The organism is Geodermatophilus sp. SMS 5-13 (assembly GCF_059428245.1).
In genome coordinates this window covers 3,078,022-3,095,527 of record NZ_CP165729.1, presented here as the reverse complement: position 1 = coordinate 3,095,527, position 17,506 = coordinate 3,078,022, and the positions used below count along the sequence as shown (strand labels likewise).

The following is a 17,506-nucleotide window of genomic DNA, read 5'->3' as shown; positions in this document are numbered from 1 at the left end:
CGCGATGTCGTCCGGCCTGGCGGTGACCGGTGCGTTCCTCGCCGGGTCGGCCGTCTCCGCGGGCGCGACCGTCGCCGTCCTGACGGTGTGGGCCCGGGTCCGCTACGCCCGTCGCCTGCCGTCCTTCCGCTGCCGCCTCGGGCCGCCGCCCGGCCGGCGCGGGCACCGTGCGCGGTGGTGCCTGCGCCGCTCGTGGGCGACCTGGGTCGACGACGTGCTGCTGGTCCGGTCCGGCGCGCTGCGGCTGTGGCTCACGCCGCTGCGCGTCGGCGTCGCCCGGGACGTCACGATCCAGGCCCTGGGGCCGGGCGAGGTGCGCGGCCTGGGGAAGCGGCCGGTCGCCCTGCGGCTGACCGGGCGCGACCTGGGGATGGTGGAGATCGCCGTGGCGGCCGAGAGCGCCGACCGGCTCGTCGGCCCCTTCCTGACCGCGGCCCTGTCGGGCCTCCCCGACGCGCCCCGCGAGCGCGGGGGCTGAGGTGCGCCGGTCATCCCACCGGGGTGAAGGCGCAGGCCCCGGGGCAGGCCAGGATCTGCCGCGACGCACCCGTGCGAGGGAGGACCCATGCCGCTGCTCGACCTGTTCTGGACCCTGCTGATCATCTTCTGCTGGGTCCTGTGGTTCATGCTGCTCTTCCGGGTCTACGGCGACCTGTTCTCGCGCACCGACATCGGCGGCTGGGGCAAGGCCGGCTGGGTCGTCGTCACCCTGCTCCTGCCGTTCCTCGGGGTGTTCGTCTACCTGATCTCGCAGGGCAACGCGATGACGGAGCGGGCCGTGCGGGCAGCCGAGCGGCAGCGCGCGGCGACCGACGCCTACATCCGGTCGGTGGCGGCCGACGCCGAGGCCGAGCAGCTGGCGAAGGCCCGCGACCTCCTGCAGAGCGGCGCCATCACGCCCCAGGAGTACCAGCGCATGGTGCCGTCGGTGCACAGCTGACCCAGCCCCGGAGCGGCCGCGCTCCCGGCGGCCGCCGGCCCGTCCGTCGTCCCTGAGGAGCCGTCATGTCCCAGACCCCGCACGATGCGCAGCCGACCCCGGTGGGCACGGACGAGTCCCTGTCCCGCCTCGCCGCCCCGCTCCCCGCCCCCTCGCGGTCGACGTCGGGGAGCTGGCAGAACTGGGCCTACTTCGGTGCCGTGATCATGGCGCTGATCGGCCTGTTCTGGGCGGTCCTCGGGCTCGTCGCCCTGGTCGACGAGGAGTACTTCACCTTCCGGACCAACCGGCTGCTCGCGCTGCACAGCTACGCGGCGTGGGGCTGGGTCCACCTGCTCGGGGGGCTGCTGGCCCTGGTCGCCGCGGCCGGGATCCTGCGGGGCGCGCACCGCTGGGCCCGGATCACCGGCGTCGTCGTCGCCGGGCTCTCCGCGGTGGTGAACCTCGGCTTCCTGGGCGCCTCACCCGTCTGGTCGACGCTGCTGATCGCCCTCGACGTCGTCGTCATCTACGCGCTGACCGTGCACGGCTGGGAGCTCGAGGACGGCTGAGGCCCGGCGCCGCCGCCACGGCAGCACCCCCTCGATCTCGACCTCGAGCGAGAAGCTGAGGACGGTCCGGATCAGCACGATCACGGCCAGGATCAGCACGTTCTCCAGCGTCGGCGCCACGGCCACCGTGCGCACCAGGTCGGCGGCGACCAGCACCTCCAGGCCGAGCAGGATCGCCGCCCCGAACGACCGGCGCAGCACCCGGTAGACCGTCGCGCCGTCCCGCCCGCGCCGCCAGCAGCGGGCCGCCTGCCCGAGCGCCAGCACCAGCCCGAGGAGCAGGACGACGGCGCCGACCACCTCGAACAGCTGCGCCGTCCGCTCCATCACGTCGGAGAAGGACATGGCGGGCTCCGCGGCCGGGCCTCAGGTCCGGGCACCCTCCGGCGCCGGCTTCGGCGCGCGGGGGAGGAGCAGCGCGGCGACCCAGCCGATGACGGCGAAGCACTCCACCACCAGGATGGCCGCGACGAACTGCCGGTTGCCGGCGGTCGCCGCCACGACGAGCACCGAGCCGGCGATGGCCACGCCCAGGGACGAACCGAGGTTGGAGACGCTGCGCGAGACACCGGAGATGTCGCCCTGGACCTTCTCCGGCCACGCCGACTGGACGACGTTGACCGACGCGGTGAGCATCACGCCGACGCCGAACCCCATCAGGAACAGACCCGGCCAGTACGTCCAGATCGCGGAGTCCACCCGCGCCAGTGCCAGCAGCAGCCCGAGACCGACGATGGTCAGCGTGAACCCGGCCCGGATCAGCCGCCGCTGCGGATGCCGGCTGGCCATCCGCTGCGCCAGCCCCGAGGCCAGCAGGACGCCGATCGTGGCCGGCACCAGCATCAGACCGGTCTGGATCGCCGAGAAGCCCCGCTCCTGCTGCAGGAACACCGAGATCACGAAGAACGCCCCCTGCATGACCAGCCACTGGACGGTCTGGGTGACCAGGCCGAGGTTCGACGTCCGGTTGCGGAACAGCGAGGGCGACACCAGCGGTGGGTGACCGCGCCGCTCCCGGGTCTGCGCGTACAGGAAGTACACGGCGAGGACCAGGGCGCCGAGCGCGACCAGGATCCACACCCGGGCCGCTCCCCAGCCGTAGGTGTTGGTCTGCAGGATGCCGAAGACGAGGAGGAACAGCCCGGCCGCCGACAGCACGGCGCCGACCACGTCGAACGGCGGCCGGTCGGCGGCCGGCGGCGGATCGGCGATCCGCCGCGCGAGCAGCGCGATGGCCGCCACGACCAGCACCTGCAGCAGGAACGAGGCCCGCCAGCTGATGTAGCTGGTGATCAGGCCCCCGATCAGCGGTCCGGTGGCGGAGCCGAGGCCGGCGGCACCGCTGACCACGCCGAACCACTTGGCGCGGGTCTTCATGTCGGTGAAGAAGACGGTGATGAGGATGTAGATGGGCGGGATCAGCAGCGCCGAGCCGACCCCCTCCAGCAGGGAGTAGCCGATGGTCAGCATGCCCAGGCCCTGGGCGAGCGAGGCGAGGAGCGCTCCGGCCGCGTAGATGATCAGCCCGAGGATGAAGCAGAACTTGCGGCCCCAGATGTCGGTCAGCTTGCTGCCCGGGATCATCAGCGCCGCCATCGTCAGCGTGAACAGCGTGATGGTGGTCTGGATCCCCGCGACGTCGGTGTCGAGGTCCTCGGCGATCGTGCTGATCGCCACGTTCATGTTCGACGCTGCGTAGCTGGCGATGAACTGGGCGAGCGCGAGCGGCAGGACGACGGCGCCCGCCGTCGCCACCGCCGCACCGCTGCCGGCGCCGGTCCTGGTCATGGCATGTCCTCCGATGCGGGATCGGCGCCGGACGGTCGGGCGGGACCTACTCGGTGCGCTGCTCCGGGACCACCTGGTCGGCGAGGGCCGCCGCCCCGAGGACCGCGCGGACGACGTTGCCGGCCGCGGCGGTGATCCGGGCGCTGCCGACGATCGGGGCGATGGCGACCAGCACGGCCTGCGCCTTCTCCAGCGTCACGTCCGAGTCCGCTGCCGCCTCGAGGGTGACGAGGTAGGACGCCGGCGCGGCATCCATCGCGACCAGCGCCGCGAGCCGGACCAGCAGGTAGGTCTCGGCATCCAGCCCCGACCGCTCGAGCGCGTCGAGGTTCATGGCGAGCACCTGCTCGAGGACGGGCGCGTCGCCCTGGGCGATGCGGGGGAGTGCGTTCTCGGGTGCGGCCTGGGTCATGGCTCCTCCTGGATGCGGGGTTCCTGCATGCGGGGCGGACGGCGTCCAGCCTCGGCAGCCGGACACCGTCCGTCGTCACCCGCCGCGGACGAGGCGCCGGCGGCTCAGCGAGGCGGCCGCCCGTCGAGCGCGGCGTCGAGGGTGACCGCCGCGTCGATGAGGGACAGGTGGGTGAACGCCTGCGGGAAGTTGCCGATCTGCTCCCCGGTCAGGGCGATCTCCTCGGAGAACAGCCCGACGTGGTTGGCGTAGGTCAGCATCTTCTCGAAGGCGGTGCGGGCGTCGTCGAGCCGCCCGGCGCGGGTCAGCGCGTCGACGTAGGCGAAGCTGCACAGCGAGAAGGTGCCCTCCGAGCCCTGGAGCCCGTCGGGGGAGGCCTCGGGGTTGTACCGGTAGACCAGGCTGTCGGTCACCAGCTCGGAGTCCATCGCCTGCAGGGTCGTGGTCCACCGCGGATCGCGGCCGTCGATGAAGCCCACCGTCGGCATGCGCAGCAGCGCGGCGTCGAGGACCTCGGTGTTGTAGTGCTGCACGAACGCCTGGCGCTGGAAGTGGAAGCCCCGGTCCATGACCTGCCGGTAGATCTGGTCCCGTTCGGCGGTCCAGCGGTCCAGCGGGGCGGGGCGGCCGTGCTCGGCGGCCAGCCGGATCCCGCGGTCGAAGGCCACCCAGCACATCACCCGGCCGTACGTGAACGGCTGCCGCCCGCCGCGGGTCTCCCAGATGCCCTCTTCGGGCTGGTCCCAGTTCTCGGCCAGCCAGTCCAGCACCTGGCTGATCGCCGTCCAGCCCTGGTGGTTCAGCGGCAGCCCGGCCCGGATCCCGGCGTACATGCTGTCGAGGGCCTCGCCGTAGATGTCCAGCTGCAGCTGCTCGGCGGCGCCGTTGCCGATCCGCACCGGGGCCGACCCGCGGTAGCCGCGCCAGTTCTCGAGTTCGTCCTCCTTGAGATCGGAGGAGCCGTCGATGCGGTACATGATGTTCAGCGGTCCGCTGTCGCTGCCGGCCCGCTCCCGGATCCGGTCGGCAAGCCACACCCCGAACTGGCCGGCCTCCTCGCGGAAGCCGAGCCGCATGAGCGCGAAGACCGAGAACGAGGCGTCGCGCACCCAGGTGAAGCGGTAGTCCCAGTTGCGCTCGCCGCCCACCTGCTCGGGCAGCCCGGTCGTCGGCGCCGCCACCAAGCCGCCGCTCGGCGCGTAGGTCATCAGCTTCAGCGTGATCGCCGAGCGGTTGATCATCTCCCGCCAGCGGCCCCGGTAGGTCGACCTGGCCAGCCACGCGCGCCAGAAGCCCACCGTCTCGTCGAACAGCTGCTGGATCTCGGCCGGGTGGATCTCCCGCGGCGGGCCGTCGCCTCCGGTCTCGACCACCACGCCGCGGGTCTGCCCCGCGCCGAGCGTGATCGACGCCTGCAGGTCCCCGTCCACGATGTTGCCGCGGCCGAGGTGCTCGTCGTCCGGCTCGCGGACCAGATGCATGGTCAGCGATTCCCCGTCGGACCGGAAGACCGCCCCGTTCTCGCTGACCTCGATGCGGTGCGGTTGCCGCCCGTAGTCGAAGCGCGGCGCGACGTCGACCTCGAAGCTGATCTGGCCGCGCACGCAGTTCAGCAGCCGGACCAGCCGGTGCCGGCCCGTGGCCGCGGCTCCGGCCGGCGGCATGAAGTCGACCACCTGGCCGGTGCCGCTGTCGGTGAAGAACCGGGTGACCAGCACCGCGGTGTCCGGGAAGTACGCCTGCTTGGACGTCCAGCCGGTGCCCCGCGGGCGGATGCGGAAGCGGCCGCCGCGTTCGTCGTCCAGCAGGGCACCGAAGATGCTCGGGGAGTCGAAGCGGGGGGAGCAGAACCAGTCGATCGACCCGTCGGTGGTGACGAGCGCGGCGGTCTGCAGGTCGCCGATGATGCCGTGGTCGGCGATCGCGGTCTCGAGCGGGGCGGTCTGGGTCATGCGGCCGACCGTCGCCGCGGCGGTCCGTGGACGCCTCATCCCCGGGGGGTGATGAGCCGCGAGCGGGTCCGGAACCACCCTGGGCCGCTGACGGCCGGGCGCCGCGCCCGCCTGCCGCGGGAGAGGACAAGCTCATGCGCCGCTTCGCTGTCGGTCTGCTGATCCTGCTCAGCTCGCTGTGCCTGTTCCTGTCCAGCACCTCGCTGTGGGTCCGGCACAACGTGATCAACACGCAGGTCTTCGTGTCGAACGTGGAGACGATCGCCGACCTGCCCGAGGTGGAGGCGCGGGTCAACCAGGAGGTCACGGCCACGGTCATGGCGAACACGCAGGTGCAGGACGCCATCACCGCCGTCGTCGACGCCCTCCCGCCGCGCCTGCAGCGGTTCCAGCCCACCGTGGAGAGCGGCGTGCAGTCGGTGATCTCCGCGGGCGTCGGGCGGCTGCTCTCCAACGACCCGTTCCGGCCGCTGACCGAGGCGGCGATCACCTCGGCGCACGACCAGCTGATCAACGGCCAGCCGGTGCGGTTCACCCTGGGGCAGGCCAAGGCGCGGGTCCCGGACTCGCTGAAGACGGGCATCGCGGGTCAGGTCCTGGACCTCGTCCCGGACGACGTGGGGTTCACGGTCGTCACCCCGTCCGACGCGCCCCAGCTCTACAACGCCATCGACCTGCTCAAGTCGGTGTGGTGGTGGCTCGGCCTGATCGCCCTGGTCGCGCTGGCCGGGGCGCTCGGGGTCTCCCGGCGCCGCCGGGGCACGCTGCGCGCGTGGGCGGTCACGACGGCGGTGCTGGCGTTCCTCGCCCTGCTGACGCTGCGGGTCGCCCGCGGGCAGGTGATCACGGCGGCCCGGCCGGAGAACCGGGACGCCGTCGGCGCCGTCTACGACGTGCTGGCCGGGAGCCTGCGGGTGTGGACGCTGTGGCTGCTCGTCATCGCCCTGTTCGTCCTCGTCGAGACCCTCGTCTGGGGGCACCTCGGCATCGTGTCCGGGATCCGGCGCGGGACCGCCGCCGCCCGGGCGCAGGTCCAGCGCCGGCGCGAGGAGCGCGCGGCCGCCGCGGCGGCGGCCGCCGCGAGCCCCGCGGTCGAGGGCGCCGAGCCGGAGCCGGTCCGCGAGGAGTCCTGGCCGAAGCGGGTCGCGGCCGAGACCCGCGCGTTCGTGCAGGGCATGGAGCTCGACCGGCGGGCCGCGGCCTTCGGCGCGTTCGTCGAGGCGCACTTCCGGACGGCGCGGTGGGCGGGCATCGGCGTCGGCGTCGTCGTCCTGCTGCTCTGGCCGTCGCCGACGCTGTCCGTGCTCATCTGGATCGGCGCCGTGGTCGCTCTCTACGTCTGGGCGCTGGAGTGGCTGCGGTCGAAGGCGCCCGCCGAGGTGGCGAAGGATGCCCGGTTGGAGGGCCTCGCCGAGGCCGAGGCGCGGGCGGTCGACCAGCCGGCCGGGGCCGACGGATCGGTGGCGCTGCCGGTGCCGCGGCCCTCGACCGACGGTGCCGCCGCTCCCGCACTCGTGGGGGCCGGTGCCGGCCGGACGGCGGTCGCCGCCCCTCCCGCGCCGGTGCGGGAGCTCGAAGAACCGGTGCTCCGTCCCGAGGTGCTCTCCAGCCTCAGCGGCCGGCTCGACCTGCTGGTGCGCCTCGGCCAGGCGCACGACGCGGGGGTGCTGACCGACGAGGAGTTCGCCCGCGAGAAGGCCCGGCTGCTGTCGGTGTGACCCCGGCGCGTCAGGAGCCGCCGGCCGTGGACGACTCGCGCTCGGCGGCCCTGCGCCGGCCCCGGTCGACCGCGCTCACGAACACCCGCAGGACCAGGCCGATGAGCAGCAGGTCGACCACCATCTGCACGGTCACCAGCACCCGGGCCAGCTCGCTCGACGCGCTGATGTCACCGAAGCCCACCGTGGCGAAGACGGTGATCACGAAGTACAGGCTGTCGATGCGGCTCAGCGGCTCGGTGAAGGCCCCGGGGTCGCTGCTGTCGAGCACCACGTACGCCACGGCGAAGAGCAGCAGGAACAGCGGCAGGGACAGCGCGACGGACTCCACCGCGCGCAGGGCGGGATGCGTCGCGCGCAGGATCGCCCGCACCTGCCAGGCCATGAGCAGTCCCATCGCCAGGACGCCGGCGCCGAGCCCGGCGAGCGTCGCCGCGGTGAACGCCCGGTCCAGCGGCAGCACGAAGTAGAGGACGAGCAGGCCGGACGACGTGAGCAGCGTGCGGGCGAGGCCCCGGAGCAGCGCGCCCCGCCCCGGCCCTCCGCCGGTGCGCGGGGGAACGTCCACGCGGGCATGCTCCGGCGCGGACCGGCGGGACAGGATCACCCCCGCTGGGTGAGCAGGGTCAGAGGTCCGACCGTGCCGGCACCCGGCCCGCCGCCGCGGCCTCGGCCAGCGACCGGTGGTCGCGCTCGGTGACGTCGGCATACGTCTCGCCGAAGTCGGCGAGCGCGTTCTCGAACGCGGGGGAGGAGCCGAGGTACCCGGCGATGGCGATGCGGTCGCCGGAGCGGGCGTGCGCCCGGGCGAGGCACCACGCGCACATCTCGCCGTAGATCGTCAGCCCTTCGGGGCGGAGCTCGTCGATCTCGAGCGACCCCTTCCAGTCCCGGAGCTGCCGGACGTAGAAGTCCCGGTCGACGCCGTCGATCCCCGTGCTGCGCTGCCAGCCGAGGAAGATGTCGCTGGCCTGCTGCATCAGCCGCTGGCCGGCGACCACCCGCTGCCCCTGGTTGGCGTACCGGCTCTTGCCGACGAACTCCGCGTGCACCGAGGCCCCGGCCTCCTTGACCTGCAGCAGCAGCGGGTCGTCCTCGTCGCGCCCGACGAGCAGCACGACCCAGCAGCGGGTGCCCACGCTGCCCACGCCGACGACCTTGAGGGCCATGTCGACGAAGGAGTAGCGCTCGAGCAGCGTGCGGCGGTCGACCTGCAGGGACGTCCGGTACTGGCGGATCAGCCCGTGGAACGACGCCGCGAAGTCCTCCTCCTCGGCCGGCTGCACGACGTCGCGCAGCGGGACGAGCAACGGCGCCTCGGTGCGGATCCGCAGCCGGCCGTCGACCACCTCGGTCAGCTTCCCGAACGCCTGCATGGTGTCGCGCGTCCGGGCCTTGTCCAGCGCCCGCGCCAGCCGCTTGCGTGCCCCGTTGTCCAGCCGCGGGGCCAGCTCCCGCAGCGTGTCGTCGGCGTCGATGTGCGAGTACCAGACGTCGATGTCCCGGGTGTCGGCGAACTCCGCCATCGCCCGCCGGTACGCGGCGCCGGCGGCGATCGCGGCGGCGCGCCGCTGCTTGCGCCCGATGCCCTTGCCGCGGGCGGCGACGACGAGGCTGGCCACCAGCCGCTTGACATCGTGCTCGAACGGCCCGGGCAGCGTCTCGTCGAAGTCGTTGGCGTCGAACACCAGCCGCCGCTCGGGGGAGCCGTACAGCCCGAAGTTGGACACGTGCGCGTCCCCGCACATCTGCACGGTGAGGCCGGACACGGGCGCGGTGGCGAGGTCGGCGGCCATGACCCGGGCGGCGCCACGGTAGAAGGCGAAGGGAGACGCGAGCATCCGCCCGTAGCGGATGTCCCGGAGCTCCGGGAGCCGGTCGGCGGCCTGCTCCTCGAGCAGGGTCAGCGGGTCGCGGGACGCCTTCGTCCGGCTGAACGCGGCGTGCGCGTCGAGCGGCGCGCCGGCCCGCAGCGCCTTGCCCGCGGCGCGCCGCTCCTTGGGCGTGGGGCGCCGGGTGCGCGGGGCGGTCTCCGGCGCGGTGGGCGGGCGGTCCACGGTCAGCATGTCGACCTCACATCGTCGAGGAGTGCGTCGGAGTCGGTCAGGAAGGTCCCGACCTCGGAGGCGAGGGCGCCCAGGTTCGCGGCGTTCGGCGCGGCCTTCGCGCGGTCGACGGCGGCCTGGACGGCGTCGACGTCGGTCTGCACGGTGTCCACCGCGTCGGCGTGCTCCGCCCGGGCGTCGTCGGCCAGCTGCATCCAGTCGGCCTGGACGTTCGTCCACGCCTGCTCCACGGCGTCGAGGCCGCCCTGGAGCACGTCGACGTCGCCCAGCCCGGCCACCGACGCCCGCAGGTCGTCGGCGGACGCGCAGACGTCGGGCGGGGACGACGTCGCCGTGGCGGTCTCCGAATCGGAACCCGACGAGCACGCGGCGAGCCCACCGACGCCGACGAGCGCGGCCACGACGGCCGCTGCGGATCTGCTGCGCATGACCCGACGGTGCCGGTGCGCGGCCGGACGCTGCGTCATCCGCGCTGGATGAGGTCCGGACGGGCCTGGCGGCGCGACGCTCGGCGCCGGGATCTCGGTCGCGAAGGAGCCGGAATGACCGCGAACGTCACCAGCCCGTCGGAGGGCGCGACGCCGACCAGGCACACCGGCCTGCGCGTGGCCATCGGCCTGCTCGGCCTGGCCGCCGTCGTCGTGGGCGTCGTCCTGTTGTTCGACCCGGTGGCCGCCGCACGCACCCTCGCCCTGCTGCTCGGCCTGTCGTTCGTGATCGGGGGCCTGCTCGAGGTCGCCGTCGGCTGGCAGTCCGAGCGGCGGCGGTGGGGCTCGGTCGTCCTCGGGGCGATCCTCGTGATCGGCGGCGTCCTCGCCGTCGCGTGGCCGGGGATCACGCTGTTCGCCCTCGCCCTCATCACCGGCCTGTCGCTGATCCTGCACGGCGCGGCGCGGGTCGGCCTGGCCGTCGCCGCCCGGCACGAGATCGACGGCTGGGGGTGGCTGGTCGTCGCCGGCGCGGTCAACGTGGTGATCGGCGTGGTGGCCATCACCTGGCCGCAGGCGACCGTGTTCGTGCTCTCCCTGATCCTCGGCGCGCAGATCGCCGCCTTCGGTCTCCTGCTGCTCGTCTCCGCCTTCTGGCATCCCGGCGCCCGGGACACCACCCCGGCGGCGGCCTGACCCGATCCGAGGTGCCGGCCGGACCGGCGCCGCCTTCGATTCCTGGAGTCGACATGCCCGGACTGCTCCGCGGGATGGCCCGCACCGCCGTCGTCGCCGGCACGGCCACCGCCGTGTCCAACCGCGTCTCGCGACGCCAGGCCAACAAGTGGGCGAACCAGGGGTCCGCCCAGCCGGCCTACATGGCACCGACCCAGGCGCAGCCGCAGCAACCCGCCTACGCAGAACCGCAGTACGAGGAACCGCAGTACCAGCAGGACGCTCCGTCCGGCACCAGCTACGACACCAAGCTCGCCCAGCTCAAGCAGCTGGGGGACCTGCACAACGCCGGCGTCCTCACCGACGCCGAGTTCGAGGTGCAGAAGAACAAGATCCTCAACTCCTGACCGACCCCGGGACCACCCGGTCCCGGCCGCTCCACCCCCGAGAAGAGCACGACCGCGAGGAGAGAAGTTCATGGCCACCATGACCGTCTGGAAGTTCCCGACCGCGAACGGCGCGGCGATCGCGGAGGAGACGCTCAAGGACCTCCAGCGCAAGGAGCTCATCCAGATCCACGACGCCGCGATCGTCACCTACCCCGAGGGTGCGAAGAAGCCGAAGACCCGTCAGCTCAACAACCTGGCGGGGGCAGGCGCCCTCGGCGGCGCGTTCTGGGGGATGCTGTTCGGCCTGATCTTCTTCATCCCGCTGCTCGGCATGGCGATCGGCGCCGGTATGGGCGCGCTCGCCGGCAGCATGAGCGACGTCGGCATCGACGACTCCTTCATCCGGCGGATGCGGGAGGAGATCCAGCCGGGGACGTCGGCGCTGTTCGTCCTCTCCTCCGGCGCGGTCGTCGACAAGGTCAAGGAGGCCTTCCAGGGCCAGGAGATGGTCCTCGTCGAGACCAACCTCAGCCACGAGCAGGAGGACAAGCTCCGCGAGGTGTTCGCGGAGGAGGAGCGGACGCCGGAACCGGCCGGCTGAGCGCGCGACACCGTGGAGGGGCCCGGCCGCATCGGCGGCCGGGCCCCTCCCGCGTCGTCAGGCCACCGGGCGGCTGACGCGAAGAACCGCCGCGGAGTGCGCGGGCAGTTCGTAGGCGTCCTTCACCGGCTGCCCCTCCCGGTCGGTGCCGGCGGTGTCGAGCACGACCTCCAGGTCCAGCGCCGCGAGCCGGGCCGGGCAGAGGAACTCGACCGCGGCGTCGCCGGCGTTGAGCAGCAGGAGGTAGCTGTTGCCGGTGATGGAGCGGCCCTGCTCGTCGCGCTCGCTGATCTCCTCGCCGACGAGCAGGACGCCGAGGCCCTGCAACGGGGTGCCCCAGTCGCCCTGCTGCATCTCCCAGCCGCCGGGGTTGATCCAGTAGACGTCCTTCACGTCGCCGCCGGTGATCGGCCGGCCCTGGAAGAAGTCGCGGCGGCGGAACACCGGCTCGTCCGCGCGCAGCCGCAGCAGCCGCCGGGTGAACCCGACCAGCGAGCGGCGCTCGTCGTCGTCCGCGGCCTCCAGCCAGCTCCAGTCCAGCCAGGTCAGCTCGTTGTCCTGGCAGTAGGCGTTGTTGTTGCCGCCCTGGGTGTGCCCGAACTCGTCGCCGGCCTGCAGCATCGGCACGCCCTGGCTGAGCACGAGGGTGAGCAGCAGGTTGCGCACCTGCCGCCGCCGCAGCGCGGTGACCGCGGGGTCGGTCGACGGGCCCTCGATGCCGCAGTTCCAGCTGTCGTTGGTGTCGGTGCCGTCGCGGTTGTCCTGCCGGTTCGCCTCGTTGTGCTTGCGCTCGTGGCTGACGAGGTCGGCGAGGGTGAACCCGTCGTGGACCGTGACGAAGTTGATGCTCGCCGACGGGCGCCGGCCGTCGTCCCCGTAGAGGTCCGACGATCCGGACAGCCGGGTGGCGAGGTCGCCGAGCTGCTGCGGCCGGCCGGCCCAGAACCGGCGGACGGTGTCGCGGAAGCGCCCGTTCCACTCCGACCAGTTGACCGGGAAGTTGCCGACGTCGTAGCCGCCCGGGCCGACGTCCCACGGCTCGGCGATCAGGTGCACCTGGTTGAGCACCGGATCCTGCAGCAGCAGGTCGAAGAAGGAGGAGAGCTTGTCGTACTCGCGGAACTCCCGCGCCAGGGCGGGGGCGAGGTCGAAGCGGAAGCCGTCGACGTGCATCTCCTGCACCCAGTACCGCAGGCTGTCGGTGATCAGCTGCAGCGTGCGCGGGTGCCCGACGTTCAGCGTGTTGCCGGTGCCGGTGACGTCGTAGGTGCGCCGTCGGTCGTCGGCCAGGTGGTAGTAGGCGGCGTTGTCGATCCCGCGGAAGGCGAGGGTGGGGCCGAGCTCGCTGCCCTCGGCCGTGTGGTTGTAGACGACGTCGAGCAGCACGGCGATGCCGGCGTCGTGCAGGGTGGCGACCATCGTCTTGAACTCCCGCACCACGCCGTGCGGGTCGGCCGCCGCGGCCAGCCGGGGGTCGGGGGCGAAGAAGCCGAGGGTGTTGTAGCCCCAGTAGTTGGTCAGCCCCTCCTCGACGAGGAAGCGCTCGCTCACCCGGTAGTGCACGGGCAGCAGCTCCACGGCGGTCACGCCGAGATGCAGCAGGTGCTCCAGCGCCGCGGGCGAGCCGAGGCCGGCGTAGGTGCCGCGCAGCGGCTCGGGCACGCCGGGATGGCGCTTCGTGAAGCCCTTGACGTGCAGCTCGTGGACGACGGTGTCGGCGAGGGCGCGCCGGGGCCGGGTGTCGCTGCCCCAGGTGAAGGCGGGGTCGACGACGGCGGCGAGGGGCGCGCTGGCGGCGCTGTCGGCGAGGTCCGGGGTCGGGTCCTCGTCCGCCGCGCCGGGCACGTGGCCGAGGAGGGTGTCGTCGTGGTGGACGTCGCGGCCGACCGCCCGGGCGTAGGGGTCGAAGAGCACCTTGCTCGGGTTGCACCGGTGTCCCTCGGCGGGGCGGTAGGGCCCCGAGACGCGCAGGCCGTAGAGCTGACCGGGGCGCAGGTCGGGGAAGTAGCCGTGCCAGATGCCGCCGGTCGAGGCCGGCAGGGCGATCCGCGCCGCCTCCCGGATGCTCGCCGGCTCGTCGAACAGGCACAGCTCGATCGCCTCGGCCACCTCGGAGAAGACGGCGAGGTTCACCCCCCGCCCGTCCCAGGTCGCGCCCAGCGGGTACGGGGATCCGCGGTGCACGCGCATCGCGCTCAGCCTCCGGAGGAGCGGTCGGCCGCCACGAAGCCGGGGGAGCGGCGGCTGGTGATCAGGTCCGCCACGAGCGCCGTCCAGCCGGTCTGGTGCGAGGCGCCGAGGCCGGCTCCGGTGTCGCCGTGGAAGTACTCGTGGAACAGCAGCTGGTCGTGCCAGTCCGGGTCGGTCTGCATGCGCTCGTAGCCGCCGAACACCGGCCGCCGTCCGGCCGGGTCGTCGGCGAAGATCGCCACCAGCCGGTCGCCGAGGACCCGTGCGGCGTCGAGCAGGCGCACGCGGGTTCCCGATCCGGTCGGCACCTCGACGGTCAGCTCGTCGCCGAAGTAGGCGTCCAGCCGGGCGAGGGCGTTGATGATCAGGTAGTTCATCGGGAACCAGATCGGCCCGCGCCAGTTGGAGTTGCCGCCGAACATGCCGGTGCGCGACTCGCCCGGCTCGTAGTCCAGCCGTCCGGCCGCGCCCAGGTCGAGGGGCTGGTCGAGGTGGAAGCGGGAGACCGCTCGCACGCCGTAGGGGGAGAGGAACTCCGCCTCGTCGAGCAGCCGGGGCAGCACCCGTTCGAGCCGGCGCCGCCCGAAGACCGACATCAGCCGGCGGCCCTCGGGGCCCGTGTGCTCGAACTCGGCGAGCGCGTCGAGGCGGTCGCCGTAGTGGCCGGCGAACCACTCGACCCGGCGCCGGAGCGTCGGGAGCTGCTCGAGCAGCTTCTCCGGCGGGGCCACGAACGCCGCCAGCGGCAGCAGCGCGTCGATCGAGTGCGCCCGGATGGGCCAGGACCTCCCGTCCGGGGCGTGGACGGCGCTGTAGTACATCCCGTCCTCCTCGTCCCACAGGCCCTGGTCGGCCATCGCGAGCGCGATGACCCAGAAGTGCTCGAAGAACTTGACCGCGATGTCCTCGTAGGCCGGGCGCTCGACGGCGAGGGTCACCGCCATGCCGAGCAGGCTCAGCTCGAACAGCGCCACCCATGCCGTGCCGTCGACCTCGACCAGCCGGCCGCCGAGGTCCGGCGGGTGGTTCCGGTCGAACGGCGCGATGTTGTCCAGGCCCAGGAAGCCTCCGGCGAAGAGGTCCTTGCCGTCGACGTCGACCCGGTTCATCCACCAGGTGAAGTTGACGAGCAGCTTGTTGAAGATCTTCGTCAGCCAGTCGACGTCCCGGCCACCGTCGATCGCGAACACCCGCATGGCGGCCAGCGCGTGCACGGGCGGGTTGACGTCACCGAAGTCGTACTCGTACGCCGGCAGCTGACCGCGCGGCGTCATGTACCACTCGGAGGTGAGCAGCAGCAGCTGCTGCTTGGCCAGCTCCGGGTCGACGTGGGCCAGCGCGACGGCGTGGAAGGCGAGGTCCCAGGCGGCGAACCACGGGTACTCCCAGTCGTCGGGCATGAGGATCACGTCGCCGGCGTGCAGGTGCTGCCAGCCGGCGTTGCGGCCGAGCCGGCGCCGCTCCGGCGGCGCGGGCTGGCCGGGGTCGCCGTCGAGCCAGCGGTCGACGTCGTAGTGGTAGTACTGCTTGCACCACAGCAGCCCGGCGAAGGCCTGCCGCATGATCCGCGCCTCGTCGTCGGTCGCGTCGTCCGGCGTGAGCCCGGCGTAGAACTCGTCGGCCTCCGCCCGGCGCGCCGTCAGCAGGTCGGTGAAGCCGGCGCCGACGTCGCCCGCCTGCCGCGCCAGCCGGATCCGCACCTCCGCCGTCCCCCCTGGCTCGACGGTCAGGCGGTGGACCAGGGCGGCCTTGGTGCCACGGTGCTCGGGGTCGACCGTCGCCGCCCCGGAGACGACCGCGTCGCCGATCCCGTCCTTCGGGTACGGCGTGCCCCGGTCGACCCCGTACAGGCGGCGCAGGTTGGTCTCGTTCTCGCAGAACATCGCCTCGGGCTCGCCGTCCCAGGAGAGCTCGTAGGAGCCCAGCTCATTGTGCTCGGCGACGATCCGGTCGCCGTCGAGGCGCAGGAGAGGGCGGGGCGCCCCGGGGGACCACTGCCACGTGTTGCGGAACCACAGCGTCGGCAGGACGTGCAGCGTGGCGGTCCCGGCGCCGAGGTTGCGCACCGTGACGCGCATCAGCAGGTCGTCCGGCCCCGCCTTCGCGTGGTCGACGGTGACCTGCCAGTACCCCTCGTCGAAGACTCCGGTGTCCAGCAGCTCGAACTCGCCGACGTCCTTGCCGCGGCGCGCGTTCTCCTCGACGAGCCGGGCGTACGGGAACTCGGCCTGCGGGTAGTGGTAGCGCCAGCGCATCCACGAGTGGGTGGGCGTGGAGTCGAGGTACCACCAGTACTCCTTGACGTCCTCGCCGTGGTTCCCCTCAGGGCCGGCCAGGCCGAACATCCGCTCCTTGAGGATCGGGTCGCGCCCGTTCCACAGCGCGATTCCGAGGCAGAGCCGCTGCTCGTCGTCGCAGATCGCGGCCATGCCGTCCTCGGACCAGCGGTAGGCGCGGGAGCGGGCGTGGTCGTGCGGGAAGGACCACCAGGACTCCCCGTCGGGGCTGTAGTCCTCCCGCACGGTGCCCCACGCACGGGCGGCGACGTAGGGCCCCCACCGGCGCCAGCCCTGCTCGCCCGCGTCCGCCCGCCGCAGGCGCTCCTTCTCCGCGCCGAGCACCTCCGCCGCCCCCTGCCGGGCACCGCCCATGACCGCGCTCTCCTTCGTCCGGGGCCGGGTGCACCGGCAGCCGTGGCCAGGGTCGTGGCCGCAGGACGCCCGGCACCTCCTCCACCGCGCATGACCGGCGGCGGAGGGGGCGGCCGCACGACCAGGGAAGTCATCCGCAGGGGAGGAGGAGCACCCCGGCCCCCGGTGGCTGCAATGACTCCGCCGTTCCGAGGAGACGGGGGCGTCCGCCATGAGCCAGGCTCCGGCACCACCGACCGTGACCCCCGTCCGCGCGACCCCGACCGCCTGAGGAGCGCGTCGTGTGCCGCTGGATCGCCTACGCCGGTTCCCCGCTGCTGGTGGAGGACCTGCTCTACGTGCCCGAGAACTCGCTGATCGTGCAGAGCCTGCACGCGCGGCTCGGTGTCGAGCCGACCAACGGCGACGGGTTCGGCGTCGGCTGGTACGGCGACCGGGAGACGCCCGGGCTGTTCCGGAGCATCGAGCCGGCCTGGAACGACCGGAACCTGCGCGAGGTCGCCGGCCACGTCCGGTCGGGCATGGTGCTGGCGCACGTGCGCGCCTCCACGGGGACCCCGGTGCAGCAGACCAACTGCCACCCCTTCCGCCACGGGCGGTGGCTGTGGGCGCACAACGGTTCGATCGCCGGATTCCGGTCGGTGAAGCGCGACCTCGCGCTGGCCGTCGCGCCCGAGCTGTTCCCCGACATCGAGGGCTCCACCGACTCCGAGCTGTTCTTCCACCTCGCGCTGACCTTCGGGCTGGCGCAGGACCCGCCGACCGCGGTCGCCCGCGCGGTGGGCCTGATCGAGGAGGTCGGCCGGCGGCACGGCCAGGACTGGCCCCTGCAGATGACGGTGGCGACGACGGACGGCGAGACCCTCTGGGCGTTCCGGTACTCCAGCGAGGGGCGGTCCCGGTCGCTGTTCCACAGCACCGACGTCGGCACGCTCAAGGCGCAGTACCCGGACAACCCCGTGCTGCACCGGCTGGACGACGACGCGCGGGTCGTCGTCTCCGAGCCGCTCGGTGACCTGCGGGGCGCCTGGCGCGAGGTGCCGGAGTCGACCTGCGTCGTCGTCCGGAAGGGGGAGCAGGAGTTCCTGCCGTTCGCCCCCACCGTCCTCGAGCCGGCCGGATGACCGCGCTCCCGGGGGCGATCC

The 17,506-nt window shown here is 73.1% G+C and carries 17 protein-coding genes; 8 read left to right on the top strand and 9 right to left on the bottom strand.

All coding sequences use genetic code 11. The features are described from left to right. Positions 1–4 precede the first annotated feature (4 nt). The 3 genes from AB3388_RS14975 to AB3388_RS14965 all read left to right on the top strand — a co-directional run bounded on the left by AB3388_RS14975 (position 5) and on the right by AB3388_RS14965 (position 1,491). Positions 5–478, top strand: a complete 474-nt coding sequence (locus tag AB3388_RS14975) for a hypothetical protein (RefSeq protein ID WP_495406077.1) — start codon at positions 5–7, stop codon at positions 476–478. 87 nt (positions 479–565) lie between these two features. Continuing rightward, complete coding sequence (locus tag AB3388_RS14970; protein WP_495406076.1) at positions 566–940, top strand: SHOCT domain-containing protein; 375 nt, start codon at positions 566–568, stop codon at positions 938–940. 65 nt (positions 941–1,005) lie between these two features. After that, positions 1,006–1,491 carry a DUF7144 family membrane protein gene (locus AB3388_RS14965; protein ID WP_495406075.1) on the top strand — a complete coding sequence of 162 codons (486 nt, stop codon included), beginning with the start codon at positions 1,006–1,008 and terminating at the stop codon, positions 1,489–1,491. Here the strand turns inward: AB3388_RS14965 and AB3388_RS14960 are convergent. The 4 genes from AB3388_RS14960 to AB3388_RS14945 form a co-directional block, all read right to left on the bottom strand. After that, entirely contained in the window at positions 1,402–1,836 is a 435-nt protein-coding gene (locus tag AB3388_RS14960) for a DUF1622 domain-containing protein (RefSeq protein ID WP_495406074.1), read from the bottom strand. The two genes, AB3388_RS14965 and AB3388_RS14960, sit on opposite strands and share 90 nt — an antisense overlap. A gap of 21 nt (positions 1,837–1,857) precedes the next feature. Further along, entirely contained in the window at positions 1,858–3,279 is a 1,422-nt protein-coding gene (locus AB3388_RS14955) for an MFS transporter (RefSeq protein WP_495406073.1), read from the bottom strand. 46 nt (positions 3,280–3,325) lie between these two features. After that, positions 3,326–3,691: a carboxymuconolactone decarboxylase family protein gene (locus AB3388_RS14950; RefSeq protein WP_495406072.1), complete on the bottom strand. Its 366-nt coding sequence runs from the start codon at positions 3,689–3,691 to the stop codon at positions 3,326–3,328. Between the two features lie 104 nt (positions 3,692–3,795). Then, entirely contained in the window at positions 3,796–5,643 is a 1,848-nt protein-coding gene (locus tag AB3388_RS14945) for a glycoside hydrolase family 15 protein (RefSeq protein WP_495406071.1), read from the bottom strand. Positions 5,644–5,777: 134 nt separating this feature from the next. Between AB3388_RS14945 and AB3388_RS14940 the strand changes: the two genes are divergently transcribed. Next, positions 5,778–7,361 (top strand): SHOCT domain-containing protein, encoded by a 1,584-nt coding sequence (locus tag AB3388_RS14940; protein WP_495406070.1) that lies wholly within the window; start codon positions 5,778–5,780, stop codon positions 7,359–7,361. 10 nt (positions 7,362–7,371) lie between these two features. On the opposite strand, the gene AB3388_RS14935 is transcribed toward AB3388_RS14940, so the two are convergent. From AB3388_RS14935 to AB3388_RS14925, 3 genes are read right to left on the bottom strand one after another with little or no spacing between them, the layout of a single operon-like run. After that, a complete protein-coding gene (locus AB3388_RS14935) occupies positions 7,372–7,929 on the bottom strand; it encodes a potassium channel family protein (protein ID WP_495406069.1) in 558 nt (185 codons plus the stop codon). A 58-nt stretch (positions 7,930–7,987) separates the two neighbouring features. Beyond that, positions 7,988–9,427, bottom strand: a complete 1,440-nt coding sequence (locus AB3388_RS14930) for a DUF2252 domain-containing protein (RefSeq protein ID WP_495406068.1) — start codon at positions 9,425–9,427, stop codon at positions 7,988–7,990. After that, positions 9,421–9,855: a hypothetical protein gene (locus AB3388_RS14925; RefSeq protein WP_495406067.1), complete on the bottom strand. Its 435-nt coding sequence runs from the start codon at positions 9,853–9,855 to the stop codon at positions 9,421–9,423. The genes AB3388_RS14930 and AB3388_RS14925 overlap by 7 nt, the downstream gene beginning before the upstream one ends. Positions 9,856–9,969: 114 nt before the next feature. On the opposite strand from AB3388_RS14925, the gene AB3388_RS14920 reads away from it, so the two are divergent. From AB3388_RS14920 to AB3388_RS14910, 3 genes are all read left to right on the top strand, one after another. Continuing rightward, positions 9,970–10,551, top strand: coding sequence for an HdeD family acid-resistance protein (locus tag AB3388_RS14920; RefSeq protein WP_495406066.1), 582 nt, complete (start codon positions 9,970–9,972; stop codon positions 10,549–10,551). A 53-nt stretch (positions 10,552–10,604) separates the two neighbouring features. Then, positions 10,605–10,937, top strand: coding sequence for an SHOCT domain-containing protein (locus tag AB3388_RS14915; protein ID WP_495406065.1), 333 nt, complete (start codon positions 10,605–10,607; stop codon positions 10,935–10,937). Between the two features lie 70 nt (positions 10,938–11,007). Next, entirely contained in the window at positions 11,008–11,520 is a 513-nt protein-coding gene (locus tag AB3388_RS14910; protein WP_495406064.1) for a DUF1269 domain-containing protein, read from the top strand. A gap of 57 nt (positions 11,521–11,577) precedes the next feature. Here the strand turns inward: AB3388_RS14910 and glgX are convergent, their stop codons facing one another. Then, on the bottom strand, positions 11,578–13,710 hold the full coding sequence (glgX, locus tag AB3388_RS14905) for a glycogen debranching protein GlgX (protein WP_495406063.1): 2,133 nt from the start codon (positions 13,708–13,710) through the stop codon (positions 11,578–11,580). 5 nt (positions 13,711–13,715) lie between these two features. Continuing rightward, positions 13,716–16,361, bottom strand: a complete 2,646-nt coding sequence (locus AB3388_RS14900) for an MGH1-like glycoside hydrolase domain-containing protein (protein ID WP_495406062.1) — start codon at positions 16,359–16,361, stop codon at positions 13,716–13,718. A gap of 281 nt (positions 16,362–16,642) precedes the next feature. Between AB3388_RS14900 and AB3388_RS14895 the strand changes: the two genes are divergently transcribed. After that, a complete protein-coding gene (locus AB3388_RS14895; RefSeq protein WP_495406061.1) occupies positions 16,643–17,485 on the top strand; it encodes a class II glutamine amidotransferase in 843 nt (280 codons plus the stop codon). The last annotated feature ends 21 nt before the right edge of the window (positions 17,486–17,506 follow it).